A 13823-nucleotide genomic window follows, 5' to 3' on the forward strand; every position below is an offset into this window, starting at 1 on the left:
CTGTAACATTGACAGTTGGTTATTTTTATTAGTATAATTGAAGTACAATCTAGTGATAAATAAAAACAATTATAACAAAATCCTTGTTAAAAATAACGGCAGATTTGTTACAATGTATTTAAGGAAGTGATAGGGATTGAACGTTCAAAGGCGAGAAATCATAAATGCCTATATACAGAATAAGGGTGAAGTAAAGCTCAAGGAGCTGGAGAAACTCTTTCCAGAAGTATCTACTATGACGTTAAGGCGCGATCTCAGCTATTTGGAATCTAAAGGCCAGATTGTTCGAGTACGTGGAGGAGCAAAGTCGGTAAATTTGTTTTCCAGTTTAAAAGAAGACATGTATAGCCTGAGGGCCATGGAGAATGTTGAGGCCAAGATGAAGATTGCCAAAAAGGCATTAGAGTATGTCGAACGTGGCCGTTCGTATTTCATTGACTCGGGTACCACCATGATGTGTCTAGCAAAGGTATTGCCTGATGAGGACCTTTCTATACTTACAAGCGGTCCCAACATCGCTTTGGAGGTCATCAAAAACAACAACCCGTCGGTGACTTTAGTGGGGGGACGGCTCAGCCGCAATAACTTATCGACTTCTGGTGCAAATTCCCTGAACTTTATAAAAGATATAAACGTGGATATCGCATTTATGGCTACATCGGGTTTTTCACTGGAATATGGTTTTACGTGTGGCGATTACAATGAATGCGAGCTAAAAAGGGCTGTTATTAGAAAGGCGCGCAAGGTCATACTTTTGATGGACGTCAGCAAAATTGATAAGAACATGCCGTTTACTTTTGCAACTTTAAAGGATATAGATGTGCTTATATGCGATAAACCCCTACCTGAAAATATAATGCGAGCTGCTGAAAGGTATGGTGTCGAGATAAAGTAATGTTGGCTTATTGTTTAATATAAGGTTGTCCTAATACCGCCTGCTGGGGAGGACAACTGAAATAGGCGGATTACAAATACCCCAGCCGTCTGAACCGGTTTATTTGTCTGGTTCGGATACAGCAAGGAGAGTTTTATGAAGACCAAAGCCGTACGCCTTTATGGAAAAAGCGACTTGAGGCTGGAGGAGTTTGAGCTGCCCCCTATAAAAGATGATGAAATACTGGCTCAGGTCATATCCGATAGCATATGTATGTCTTCATATAAGGCTGCTATTCAAGGGAAAGACCACAAGCGGGTTCCTGACGATGTGGAAACCAACCCTGTCATCATAGGTCATGAGTTCTGCGGTATTATACTTGAGGTAGGCAAGAAGTGGCAGCACAAGTTTAAGCCCGGCCAGAAGTTCTCTATACAACCGGCTCTGAATTACAAAGGTAGCCTGGCGGCACCAGGCTATTCGTACAAGTACATTGGGGGTAGTGCAACCTATATTATCATCCCCAACGAGGTCATGGAAATGAACTGTTTGCTTGAATATAACGGCGATGCTTACTTTTATGGCTCGCTTGCCGAGCCCATGTCGTGTATAATCGGTGCCTTCCATGCGAGTTACCATACCGTACCTGGTAAGTACGTGCACAACATGGACATAGTCGAGGGCGGAAACATGGCAATACTGGCCGGAGCAGGGCCTATGGGTTTGGGTGCTATTGATTATGCCGTGCACAGGGATAGAAAACCGAGACTTTTAGTGGTGACTGACATAGACCAAGCCCGGCTTGAAAGGGCCAGCAAAATCATAACGGTAGAGGAAGCTGCGCGCAACGGAGTTACGCTAAAGTATGTAAACACGTCTGGGATGGGCAATGTGGCAGAATATCTTATGTCCTTGACCGATGGTAAGGGATATGACGACGTGTTTGTATTTGCACCGGTTAAGTCGGTGGTTGAGACAGGGGATGCCATACTGGCCAGGGATGGCTGTTTGAATTTCTTTGCAGGGCCTACTGATCCGAATTTTTCAGCCCAGGTCAATTTTTACAACGTACACTATGCATCTACCCACGTGGTAGGCACCAGCGGTGGCAACACCGAGGACATGATAGAGGCGTTGCAGATGATGGAAAAGGGGCTTATAAATCCGGCGGCTATGATTACTCATATCGGAGGGTTAAACAGCGTGGTGGATACTACCTTGAATCTACCTAAGATTCCGGGGGGGAAAAAGCTCATATATACCAACATCGAACTTGAGTTGACTGCTATAGCGGATTTTAAGGAAAAGGGTAAGACTGATTCGCTATTTGCCGAGTTGGCCAGGATAGTAGAGGAAAATAACGGCCTATGGTGTGCTGAAGCCGAGAGGTACCTTCTGGAACATGCCAAGCCAATAATCTGATGGAATATGGGATGCTAAAATGTAAAAGTGGATCTTGGTGATTATAAAATGGTGCCAATGTTGTTTTAATCAGTAAAACAGTGGCCTTGTTTTCAAAATGTGTAAATAAAACAAATTTGCAAAAATAAAAAGAGATATTGCCCGCTTTAAAGGGCAATATCTCTTTTTATCTCATCTCTTGACCGCCGGTTACGTTTATAGCCTGGCCTGTCATGTAGCTTGCTTCATCTGAAGCCAGGAATACCAGTACGTTAGTCACATCGTCGTATGTACATGCCCTTCCCAATGGAACCTGGCTTAGATATTTCTGTCTTATTTCTTCTTTTGTAAGTCCCTGGTTGCGCGCGTATTGTTCGTACAGGCTATTGACCCACAGGGGTGAGTCCAGCAGATTGCCGGGACATATGGCGTTGACCCTTATGTTGTATTGTGCTAGCTCGAGTGCCAGGCTCTGAGTAAGCCCTATGCCGCCAAATTTGCTTGCGGCGTAAGCCGAGTTCTTATAGGACCCTTTTTTGCCTGATTTGCTGTTTATTTGAATGATGTTGCCTTTCCTTTGCTTTATCATGATAGGTGCCACAGCTTTTGCACAATTAAAGTAGCCTATCAGATTTACCTCTATGACCTTTCTCCACTCATCGGTGGTGAATTCATCAATTCCTTTAGCGATGAGGATTCCGGCATTGCTGACTAGTAAATCGATTCTTCCATACTTCTCTACAGTTACACGCGCCATTTCTTCGCAATCTTCGTACTTTGTAACATCGACTTTTAATGCGATTGCATCCTTAAGGTCGGCTACCACCTTTTGTGCTGCTTCAAAGTTTATATCAGTCACCACCACTTTAGCTCCCTCGGCATCCAAACGCCTGGCTATGGCTTCACCCAATCCTTGGCCAGCCCCAGTTACAATGGCGACTTGATTTTCTAATCGACGGTATTTGTACTCCACACCTATCATCCCTTTCTGATAAATTTAACATGGACATTACAAATTCCTAAATATTATTATACAGGTTAGGTGACAATCAATCAACATTAAAAAGCTCTACATAAAAGGGAATATGAGCTGTTGACAATGAAAAACAGGTCTGTTAAAATGAAATCAAGCGTTTTATTTTACCAACTTAATGTTATGAATTTGTTATATTTGTTTAAAACAATGAAAAATATAACATCAAAATTAACACATATGTTAGGTTTTATGTTTTTGACATTGTAGCGTGGAATCCGATGGTATAATTGGTCATAATATTTTTGGACGAGTAAGTGTTGAAAATTGAAAAAAAGTAAAATGAAGAAGGGAGATAGAAATATGGCAACGCCGGTGATTATGCCTCGTCAGGGGCAAACAGTGGAAAGCTGCGTCATAACCAAGTGGTACAAGAAGAAGGGTGATACGGTAAAGGTTGGCGACTTGCTCTTTTCATATGAGACCGATAAGGCGGCTTTTGACGAGGAAGCAAAGGCAGAGGGTACTTTGCTGGAGATTTTCTTCGATGAGGGCGATGATGTACCAGTGCTTGCAACCGTCTGTGTCATTGGTGAAGAGGGTGAGGATATTTCCGAGTTTATGCCTGGGGGAAAGAAGGTTCCTACAACACAGGGCGGTGTAGTTGAGGGAGAGCAACAATCCGGGGCAGACAATGAAAAAAAAGAAAAAATAAAAGGCGGTACTGTGACACAGGAAGATGGCAGGATAAAGATTAGCCCAAGGGCTCGTAATTTGGCTGAAAAGGTGGGAGTAGATTACAGAGAAGCTACTCCTACCGGACCTAATGGCAGGATAATTGAAAGGGACATAAGGCAGCTTATAGAAGATGATAAGTTGGTCACTCCTGCTGCTAGAGAAGCGTATCTCAAAGCGGAGGAAGTGCATATAAGTGGCACAGGCATAGGGGGACGGGTTACTACTGCTGATGTGGAAAGGATGAAGGAAGATAAATCCCGCGAGATGGTGCAACCTCGCATTCAAGAAAGAGTTGCGGAAGCGGAATATGAGGAGGTCAAGCTCAGCAACATAAGAAAAGTCATTGCCAGGACAATGCATCAATCGCTGGCTAATACTGCACAGCTCACCATACATACCTCATTTGATGCCACCGAAATACTCGCGTTTAGAAATAAGGTAAAGGAGCAAGGTGGGCGTTTGGGACTCGAAAACATCACGCTCAACGATATCATACTCTATGTAGTATCTAGGACGCTGCTGAATCATAAGGTCTTGAACGCTCATTTTCTTGAGGATAAAATGCTCATCTTCAAACATGTACACCTCGGGGTTGCTGTAGATACAGAGCGAGGGCTCATGGTACCTACCATATACAATGCTGATGGCAAGTCTCTCAATCAGATATCACGAGAAGTGAAAGAACTGGTGGAGGCTTGCAGAAAGGGCAGTATCAATCCCGACTATTTGAAAGGAGGAACCTTTACGGTTACCAACTTGGGAACTTTAGGCGTCGAGGCCTTTACTCCCATACTCAACCCTCCGCAGACTGGTATTTTGGGCGTGAATACAATAGTGCAACGCGTCAAAGAGGTGGACGGCAAGATAGTCACCTATCCGGCCATGGGCTTGTCTCTGACGTTTGACCACAGAGCGGTGGATGGTGCTCCTGCCGCAAGGTTTTTACAGGAACTCAAGACCAATCTGGAAAACTTTGATATTTTTCTTGCAAAATAAGCAAAGAGGGAAAGGTGAATAAAGATGGTTTATGACCTGATTGTAATAGGTGGTGGGCCGGCAGGCTATTTAGGTGCCGAAAGGGCAGGCCAGGCGGGCCTTAAAACGCTTCTTATCGAAGAAAGATTCCTGGGTGGAGTATGCCTGAATGAGGGATGCATCCCCTCAAAGGCTCTGCTTCACTCGGCTAAGATATGCGATTATGCAAAGTTTGGTGAAAAATACGGGGTCACTGCAAAGGATGTGGTCTTGGACCACGGCATGGTAATAGCAAGAAAGAACAAGGTTGTAAAGACATTGGTGGCTGGCATAAAGTCGCAGCTTAAGGCCAGCCATGTGGAGGTTGTGGAAGGCCGTGCTTACATAGTTGATAGAAGTCACGATGGTTATACCGTCAAAGTAAATAATGAATCGTTTGTAGGTAAAAGGTTGCTAATTGCTACTGGTTCTGTACCCATCATGCCTCCAATACCGGGCATCGAAAAAGGCCTGGAGAAAGGTTACGTCCTTACCAACCGCGAGATACTCGATATACCGCAGGTACCCGACTCCCTGGTCATCGTGGGAGGCGGTATAATAGGGCTTGAAATGGCATCGTATTTCAATTCGGCAGGTAGCAAAGTCACCATAATCGAGATGCTGGACCACATCGGCGGAAGCATAGACAGGGAGATTTCGCAGATTCTGCTTAAGAATTATCAAAAGAAGGGAATAGAGTTCAAGCTTAACTCAAAAGTGGTGGAGATACATGATGGGGCTGTGGTCTATGAATGTGATGGAAAAAGAGAAGCTGTTGAAGCGGATAAGGTATTGATGAGCGTGGGGCGAAGGCCGACTGTGGAAGGCATAGGCCTTGAAAGTATCGGTGTTGAGATTGAAAGGGGTGCCATAAAGACTGACGATAAGGGCAAGACCAATAGGCCGGAGGTTTATGCAGCTGGCGATGTCAACGGCCGTTATATGCTGGCACATACCGCCTACAGGGAAGCTGAGGTTTGCGTAAACAACATGCTGGGCAAGAAGGACATTGTACGCTATCACGCCATCCCCTCCGTGATATACACCAACCCGGAGGTTGCATTTGTGGGTGAGACCGAAGAAACCGCAAGGGAAAAAGGTATTGACTTTGAAGTTGCAAAGGTATCCATGCGCTATAGCGGTAGGTACGTGGCCGAGAACGAGGGAGGAGACGGCATATGCAAGGTGCTCATCGATAGGAAGTACAGGAATATAATAGGTGTTCACATGATAGGCAATTATTCTTCAGAAATCATTTACGGCGCAGGATTGATGATTGAAGCCGAGATGCGCATAAAGGACATAAAGGAGCTGGTATTTCCACATCCAACTGTGTCGGAGGTTATAAGGGAGTGCATATTTCAATTTGAAGATTGAGAAGGGAGAGGTTTAAATGCCCAAACAGCTTTTTGTAAATCCCGATGAGGTAAGGAAAAGTGGATGGGTTAAATTTCAGGATATACCTGCAAATCAATATAACAAAACTATCGAAGAGGAAAAGGCCAACTATACTGCCGAGGATTTTATACGGATTTACAGGGATATGGTCATTATACGTGAGTTTGAGACCATGCTTCAACTGGTAAAAACTACCGGGGAATACAATGGCGTTCCTTATGACTATCCTGGGCCGGCGCATCTTTCCATCGGTCAAGAGGCGGCAGCGGTGGGCCAGGCATTCCATCTAGACAAAGACGATCTCATATTTGGTTCACACAGAAGCCACGGCGAAATCATAGCCAAGGGCCTTTCAGCCATAGAGAAGATGTCCGACGAAGAACTGATGGATATAATGAAGAGGTTTTGGAATGGCAGGATACTTAAAGTGGTGGAGGAGAGCAAGAGGGATTACAAGAGCGTAAAAGAGCTGGCAATGGATTTTCTCCTCTATGGTGCATTAGCCGAGATATTTGGACGTGAGACGGGCTTTAACAAAGGGCTGGGCGGCTCCATGCATGTTTTCTTCACCCCCTTTGGAATTTACCCCAACAATGCCATTGTAGGTGGCTCGGCAGGAATTGCAGTTGGAGCGGCGCTGTTTAAAAAAGTTAACCGCAAGAAGGGCATAGTGATAGCCAATATAGGCGATGGTGCCATGGGGTGCGGTCCGGTGTGGGAAGCAATGAACATGGCAGCCATGGACCAGTTCAGGTATCTGTGGGAAGAAGGCTACAGGGGAGGATTGCCTATAATATTCAATTTCTTTAACAACCACTACGGCATGGGTGGCCAGACATGTGGAGAGACCATGGCTTATCAGATACTGGCCAGAGTGGGTGCCGGCATCAATCCCGAACAGATGCATGCCGAAAGGGTGGATGGATATAACCCCTTAGCTGTCATGGATGCTATAAAGAGGAAGAAGCAGCTTTTGCTGGAGAACAAAGGACCAGTATTGCTTGATGTGGTGACATACAGATTTTGCGGGCATTCACCATCAGATGCCTCTACTTACAGGACGAATGAAGAGGTAGATGCGTGGAAGCAGCATGATTCTATAGTGACTTATGGAAAGCAGATTATTGATGCCGGTATAGCTACACAGGAGCAATTGGACGCTATTTTGGATGACGTGAAGGAGCGTATTGACAGGATTTACAAATTGGCCATAGATGAAAGCAAGTCTCCTAGAATGGACTTGGTATCCAATCCTGATGCTATAGCCAGCCTGATGTTCTCTAACGAAAGAATAGAGAAGATGGAGGATAGGGAATGCGAGGTCTTGATTCCTAAAGAGGAAAATCCTAGGCTGCAGCAGATAAAGAAAAAGGTCAGGGTAGGGATTCAAGACGGTAAACCGGTGCCCAAGAGCAAGGTGTTCCAGCTTCGCGATGCCATATTTGAAGCCCTGCTTGATAAGTTTTATGTGGATCCGACATTGATAGCTTATGGAGAGGATAACCGTGACTGGGGTGGAGCGTTTGCGGTATACCGTGGGTTGACTGAGGCATTGCCTTACCATAGGCTGTTCAACGCCCCTATTTCAGAAGCTGCCATTGTAGCCTCCGCTGTGGGATATGCCATGTGTGGCGGCAGGGTGGTAGTGGAGCTCATGTACGCTGATTTTATCGGAAGGGCAGGGGATGAGATATTCAATCAGCTATCCAAATGGCAGGCCATGAGCGCCGGTATTTTGAAGATGCCGGTAGTGTTGAGGGTATCGGTAGGGTCCAAGTACGGAGCACAGCACTCTCAGGACTGGACATCCCTGGTAGCCCACATACCTGGGCTTAAGGTAGTGTTTCCCGCAACGCCGTACGACGCAAAAGGACTTATGAACAGCGCCTTGATGGGCACAGACCCGGTGGTATTTTTCGAGAGTCAGCGGATATATGACGTTGGTGAGCTGTTCCATCCAGAGGGAGTGCCAGAAGGGTATTATGAAGTGCCAATTGGCGAGCCTGATATTAAGAAGGAAGGAAGGGATATAACTATATTGACAGCAGGGGCAATGCTTTACAGGGCATTGGAGGCAGCAAAGATTTTAGAAACCAAGTACGGCATGTCTGCCGAGGTCATAGATGCCAGGAGCATAGTGCCTTTTAACTATGAAAAGGTGATAGAATCAGTCAAAAAGACTGGCAAGATAGTCATAACCGGAGATGCATGTGAGAGGGTTTCTTATCTGAAGGACTTTGCACAAAATATTACCGAGCTGGCCTTTGATTATCTGGATGCACCTCCGGTGGTTGTTGGCGCCAGAAACTGGATTACACCTGCCCATGAACTAGAGAGGTTTTTCTTCCCACAGCCTGACTGGATAATCGACGCCATCCATGAGAAGATAGTGCCGCTTAAAGGGTACGTGCCCAGTAACAACTTTACGGCAAATGAACAGTTGCGAAGAAGCCGTCTAGGAGTGTAAAGCTCAAAATTGGGATTTTTGACAATTCAAATTAAACGTGAACTTGTATGTTTGCCATAAATTTGCTACAATAAGTTTGTCTATAGAAAGAACAACGTAAACAAGATTTAAAGGAAGGGATTGCGTTGTTGAGGGAATCGTTAAAGGAGTTGGAAAAGATATCAAAAGCGGTGGGTGTTCATCCCGACCTGGTCCAAGGTGGGGGCGGCAACACATCGGTAAAAATCGACCATGAGCTTATGGCCATTAAGGCTTCAGGCTACAGGTTGGAACAAGTGACCGAAGATGACGGTTTTGCCGTGGTGAATTATCGCAATATCGTGGAATATTTTAATAATGCTAGTATAACGCCTGACATAGACACCGAAAAAGTTGGGGCTGAGCTGATTAAACAAAATACCGTTCAGCTTGAGGGCTATAAGGCTTTAAGGCCGTCGGTAGAAGCTGGGTTCCACTCGATGCTTAAGAAATACGTCATCCATACCCATCCTGTTTATGCCAACATACTGTGCTGTTCAAAAGAAGGAGAGGAGCTTGTTGGGAAGATTTTCAATTCAAAGGGCTTGCACTGCGTGTGGGTTTCCTATACCATGCCGGGGTTTCATTTGACTCTGAGCATAAAGGATATTATTGAACGGTATATGGATGAGCATGACGTATTTCCGCAGTTGATATTTATGCAAAATCATGGCCTAATTGTAACTGCGGAGGATGCAGAAGAGTGCCTTAAACTTAATGAAACGGCAAACGACATAATAAAAAGGCATTTTGGTATTTCTACACACTATCCAGAAATAAAGTTGGAAAAAGTGAGTGATACAGAATTCATCAGCAGGACGGAATTCGTAAGGGATTTTATAAAGAACAACCGTGTAGATATGGAGTTTTTCAACAGAGTGCTTTATCCTGATCAAATAGTCTATCTAGGTAGCGAGCAGATAGCCCTAGACCGGTTAGACAACAAGATCAATATAAACACACGCACCGGCGAAGTGGTATATAAGACGGGATATATCGAAGCCAGGACGATAGAGGAGACTTTAACGGCGTGTTTATATGTCATACACCACATACTTAAAAACGGCTTAGAGATTAAGGCAATGACTGATGAAGACATCGACAAAATAAAGAATTGGGGAGCAGAGAAATACAGGAAGAAGATGGTGAGCGAGGCAAAATAAAGAGGGGCTTTAAGCCCCATTTTTTTATACTATTTCGGTCAGCCGAATCTGGTGGGTTAGAATCGGTTGGCTGTGAAGGATTAGATTTTAATAAGTACGCCTTGACCATACTTTTTCTGAATATATTATTGCTTGATGTATTATTTCATCGATGAAACCCCTTTGATATTGATGGAAACCTCATTTTTGCTGGGTAGCCACTTGGGCACCTGGTATATGGCCACATAAAACGCCATTGCAAGCAATATGCTCCACATGACATCTTTTATGGAATGTTGTTTTATGAGTACTGTGGAGGCACTTATAGTGGTCATACATATGAATGACGCTAATTTCATCCACCTTTTCTCTCTAAATTGGGGGCAGTTGACCAAAGATACATGTACAGCTATTGAGTTGAAGACATGAATGCTGGGCGCCACATTTGTAGGGGTATCAGTGGCGTATATGTGCTTTATAATCCTAGAGAATATGTCGTTATCAGTGATGATTGGCCTCAAGTTCTGCCCATTGGGGAACAAAAGATACAGTACATAGCACAGATACATGCCGCCAAACATGTATATGCACAGCCTATAGAAGTCCTTTTTAGATACCACCGCCAGGTACAAGAATCCCAGGCCCATGTATATAAACCAGAAGAGGTAAGGCACCACGAAGTATTTGATAAAGGGTATGTAATTGTCAAGCATTGAGTACATGAAATACTTGGGGCGTACAGTGCGTTCACAGTATTGAAACCATATCTGCGCAAACCCATAGAGCGATACCAGTGAAAGATGTTTGTATTTCCACAACAATGCTTTTACTTCATGTTTATTCAGTTTGGGTGTTTTAAACTTCTTCATTTGTATTATCCTGGTCATCTAAACTGTACAAAACTGCACAAGTTTAGACGGCTGGGGTATTTCTTACCGCCTTTCAGGTTGTCCCACCCCCAGCAGGCGGTATTTGGGACAACCATAGCCCCTGCCCCAAGAAGCAGGAACTCGCGCCCTTATCCGGGTCTCCCCACTTGTCCTGAGTACATCACCCTCCTCAGGACAGAGACATCCCTCAATACCCTATCAGGAGAGAGTGGCGTCACCACCGCTACCTTGAGAACTCGCCAGAGTCCGTAGCTTCCGCTACAGGCACCAAGACTTGTTCCATACAGAGGCCTCGGTACCTCCCCCAGCTCACTCCCAAGGCTTTGTATAAACTTCTCAGCCCTCTCTATTTCTTTCAAACGTTTCTTCCTCAACTGTTTATTCTTAACCGTTTTCTTTACATGCTCTTTCAATCCCTCTAATTCCCCAGCATCTAAATGCTCTACAATTGCCATATATCCTTCGGGAATCCGCTCTTTTAGTCCAAGCCCTCTCCTCGCTATTACATACGCCGCCGCTTCGTCCTTGCTTATCATATACTGTGGCGCGTACTTCAAAAGCCCTATCACTGATGTATATGCAGGGTCAACCTCTATAACCTGTATACCCTTCCGCTGTGCTAAAATCTTGACTTTATCCAAGAGCGACCTGTAGCTGAAATTATGCCTTATTCTCCTTAACTTCCTCCCCGAAAAGTCCCCCCTCTTCCCTTTGTCCCTTATGTCCAACCTCTCGATTACTATTGCTTTTTTCTTTTCTTCCGCTAGCCTTACTACTTCCCAGGCATACTGCCATCTGTAATATTCCCTCTTGCTTGAATTACCGCTCGCAAGATGCGGCATCGGAACCTTGCCGTAACTTACAAGCTGCCCATTCGCATCAGCTTCCGCCCACGCTATGTGTTCCGGATATGCGTTAATGTCTATGCCTATGACCCCATTTTCCTTCGTTACCACAGCTTCTGGAAAATCTTCCTCAATCGTAAAGTAGGCATATACCTTGCCGTTCTTAAGCTTTAGCTCCACCGAATAAGGTTCCCCACAAACGCCGATTGCCTCAAGCAATCCCTCCCGGCTCTTCCCTCTCTTCCATCCCGCTTGTATCCTCGCATACACATACTTTCTTTCTCCTACGTTGATCCTCAGCCAAATACCATTTTCATCTACCTCAATCCTTGTGTTGAGATTCCCTTTCTTGCTCCTGTCACCTCTTGAATAAAGATTGCCTTTTCTCCTCTCTTGCCACTCCTGTTTTAACTTCTTGTATGCTTTCCCGTTTATATGCCGTTTCTTGAGCTTATCAAACAAGCTCCTGCCACCAAATATAACCTTACTGGGGTTTTCGTCCCTCTCTCTGTAAGACTCTAAAACGCTCTTTGCCTTCATTATCGCATCATCTACATACCTCGAATTTAAATTAAAAACCCTCTGTAATTCTCTTTTTAGTGCATTTCTATCCCAGCCTTCTAAAAGCCTGTTATATGCGAATCTTACGCAGGATGACCATCTTCTCATTAAATCCGCTACTGCTTGCTCATCTTCCTTGCTTGGGAAAGTGAGTTTAGTCTGTATTGTTATCATGTCTTTTACCACCTCTTTGTCCGTAAATCCTCCCAGTTTTTTTGAAGCAATACTCTGCTGTCTTCTCACCATGATTATACTAAAAATCTATAAATGTGTATCTTAAGAATTTATTAAAATTTTTCTGCATTGAAAAAATAATTGTTGCCAATGGCCAAGTTCTAATTTTTATGGTAAGGCTTTTAGACAAAAGCATTAAATAGTAGGCAGAGTAAAAGTAAAAATAATATAACATTGTACTTGACTAACCCCTTAGGTGATAGCTTATTATGTCGGTGGAGGTGGTATAAATGTTAATAAATGAAGTGTGCAAAATAACAGGGCTTACGAAAAAAGCTATAGAGTATTATGAGGAGAAGGGGCTTATTGCTCCTAAGGTTGAAGAAAATGGATACCGCAATTTTTCTAGTGAAGATGTGGCAAAGCTTAAAGAAATATCTGTTTTAAGAAAGCTTGGGTTAAGCATCTCTGAAATACGCGATGTTTTGGAAAAAGATAATAAAAAGGCGGGCTTGACAAAAGTCAAGCACAAGAAGGATTTGGAGTTGCAGCAGTACAGTAAAAAGCAAGAGCTCCTGAATCAGTTAATTGAAGGTGAAAATATTGATGAAATCATGAAGCAGCTTGAGGAGCTGGAGAAACAGCAAATAATCAAGGAAAAATTATTAGATGCTTTTCCTGGATATTATGGACACTTCCTTGTTTTTCACTTTGGCAGATTTTTAAATGAACGGATTTCTAGCAAAGAGCAGGAAAAGGCATACAACAATGTTGTCAAATTTTTGGATAATATTAAAACTGTTGAGTTTACTGCTGAATTGAAAGAATATTTTGAAGAGGCTGTTTCTATTGTGAATGATGAGTTGTTGGAGAGTGTAACAAATGAAATAGTTAAAGCTATAGAAAATGTTGATGATTATATTGAAAAAAACAAGAATATTTTGGAACAGTATATTGCCTATAAAAATTCAGAGGAATATAAACAATCGTCTGAGTATAAAATTCAAAACCTTTTATTGGAGTTTCAAAAAACAAGCGGATATTTCGACGTGTTTATTCCAAACATGAGGAAGTTAAGCCCTTCTTATGATGAATACTTTAGGAAACTTGAGAAAGCCAATGAGAAGTTTGTTAATCGGTATCCTGAAACATCAACATGGTATAATGAGTAGGGTGCTCCTGGTAAGGTTATTGTATGTTGAGCATCTAAATTTGGCAAATATGCAAAAAAGTATTCTAATAAAATACCTAAAGGGGCAATGGCCACTTCTGCAAAGATAAATTGATACGGCATTACCAAAAATTTCACTATATATCATAGACTTAGC

General features: G+C 43.6%; 10 protein-coding genes. 7 read left to right on the forward strand and 3 right to left on the reverse strand.

Going from position 1 to position 13823, the window contains the following annotated elements; all coding sequences use genetic code 11:
* The first annotated feature begins 136 nt into the window (after window positions 1-136).
* Both JOD02_RS04350 and JOD02_RS04355 read left to right on the forward strand, forming a co-directional pair.
* Window positions 137-895 (forward strand): DeoR/GlpR family DNA-binding transcription regulator, encoded by a 759-nt coding sequence (locus JOD02_RS04350; RefSeq protein ID WP_204487265.1) that lies wholly within the window; start codon window positions 137-139, stop codon window positions 893-895.
* Between the two features lie 135 nt (window positions 896-1030).
* Window positions 1031-2296, forward strand: coding sequence for a zinc-binding dehydrogenase (locus JOD02_RS04355; protein ID WP_204487267.1), 1266 nt, complete (start codon window positions 1031-1033; stop codon window positions 2294-2296).
* 166 nt (window positions 2297-2462) lie between these two features.
* Here JOD02_RS04355 and srlD read toward each other — a convergent pair whose 3' ends face one another.
* Window positions 2463-3248, reverse strand: a complete 786-nt coding sequence (gene srlD / locus JOD02_RS04360) for a sorbitol-6-phosphate dehydrogenase (RefSeq protein ID WP_341534522.1) — start codon at window positions 3246-3248, stop codon at window positions 2463-2465.
* Window positions 3249-3611: 363 nt separating this feature from the next.
* Between srlD and JOD02_RS04365 the strand changes: the two genes are divergently transcribed.
* The 4 genes from JOD02_RS04365 (at window position 3612) to JOD02_RS04380 (ending at window position 10046) form a co-directional block, all read left to right on the forward strand.
* On the forward strand, window positions 3612-4982 hold the full coding sequence (locus JOD02_RS04365; protein WP_204487271.1) for a dihydrolipoamide acetyltransferase family protein: 1371 nt from the start codon (window positions 3612-3614) through the stop codon (window positions 4980-4982).
* Between the two features lie 24 nt (window positions 4983-5006).
* Entirely contained in the window at window positions 5007-6377 is a 1371-nt protein-coding gene (lpdA, locus tag JOD02_RS04370; protein WP_204487273.1) for a dihydrolipoyl dehydrogenase, read from the forward strand.
* A gap of 16 nt (window positions 6378-6393) precedes the next feature.
* On the forward strand, window positions 6394-8865 hold the full coding sequence (locus JOD02_RS04375; protein ID WP_204487274.1) for an alpha-ketoacid dehydrogenase subunit alpha/beta: 2472 nt from the start codon (window positions 6394-6396) through the stop codon (window positions 8863-8865).
* A gap of 125 nt (window positions 8866-8990) precedes the next feature.
* Entirely contained in the window at window positions 8991-10046 is a 1056-nt protein-coding gene (locus JOD02_RS04380; protein ID WP_204487276.1) for a class II aldolase/adducin family protein, read from the forward strand.
* Window positions 10047-10186: 140 nt separating this feature from the next.
* Here the strand turns inward: JOD02_RS04380 and JOD02_RS04385 are convergent, their stop codons facing one another.
* On the reverse strand, window positions 10187-10894 hold the full coding sequence (locus tag JOD02_RS04385; protein WP_204487278.1) for a phosphatase PAP2 family protein: 708 nt from the start codon (window positions 10892-10894) through the stop codon (window positions 10187-10189).
* A gap of 149 nt (window positions 10895-11043) precedes the next feature.
* Window positions 11044-12495 carry an IS200/IS605 family accessory protein TnpB-related protein gene (locus tag JOD02_RS04390; RefSeq protein ID WP_204487279.1) on the reverse strand — a complete coding sequence of 484 codons (1452 nt, stop codon included), beginning with the start codon at window positions 12493-12495 and terminating at the stop codon, window positions 11044-11046.
* 290 nt (window positions 12496-12785) lie between these two features.
* Between JOD02_RS04390 and JOD02_RS04395 the strand changes: the two genes are divergently transcribed.
* Entirely contained in the window at window positions 12786-13667 is an 882-nt protein-coding gene (locus JOD02_RS04395; RefSeq protein WP_204487281.1) for a MerR family transcriptional regulator, read from the forward strand.
* Window positions 13668-13823: the final 156 nt, after the last annotated feature.

It is taken from the genome of Caldicoprobacter guelmensis, assembly GCF_016908415.1.
Taxonomy (GTDB): Bacteria; Bacillota; Clostridia; order Caldicoprobacterales; family Caldicoprobacteraceae; genus Caldicoprobacter; species Caldicoprobacter guelmensis.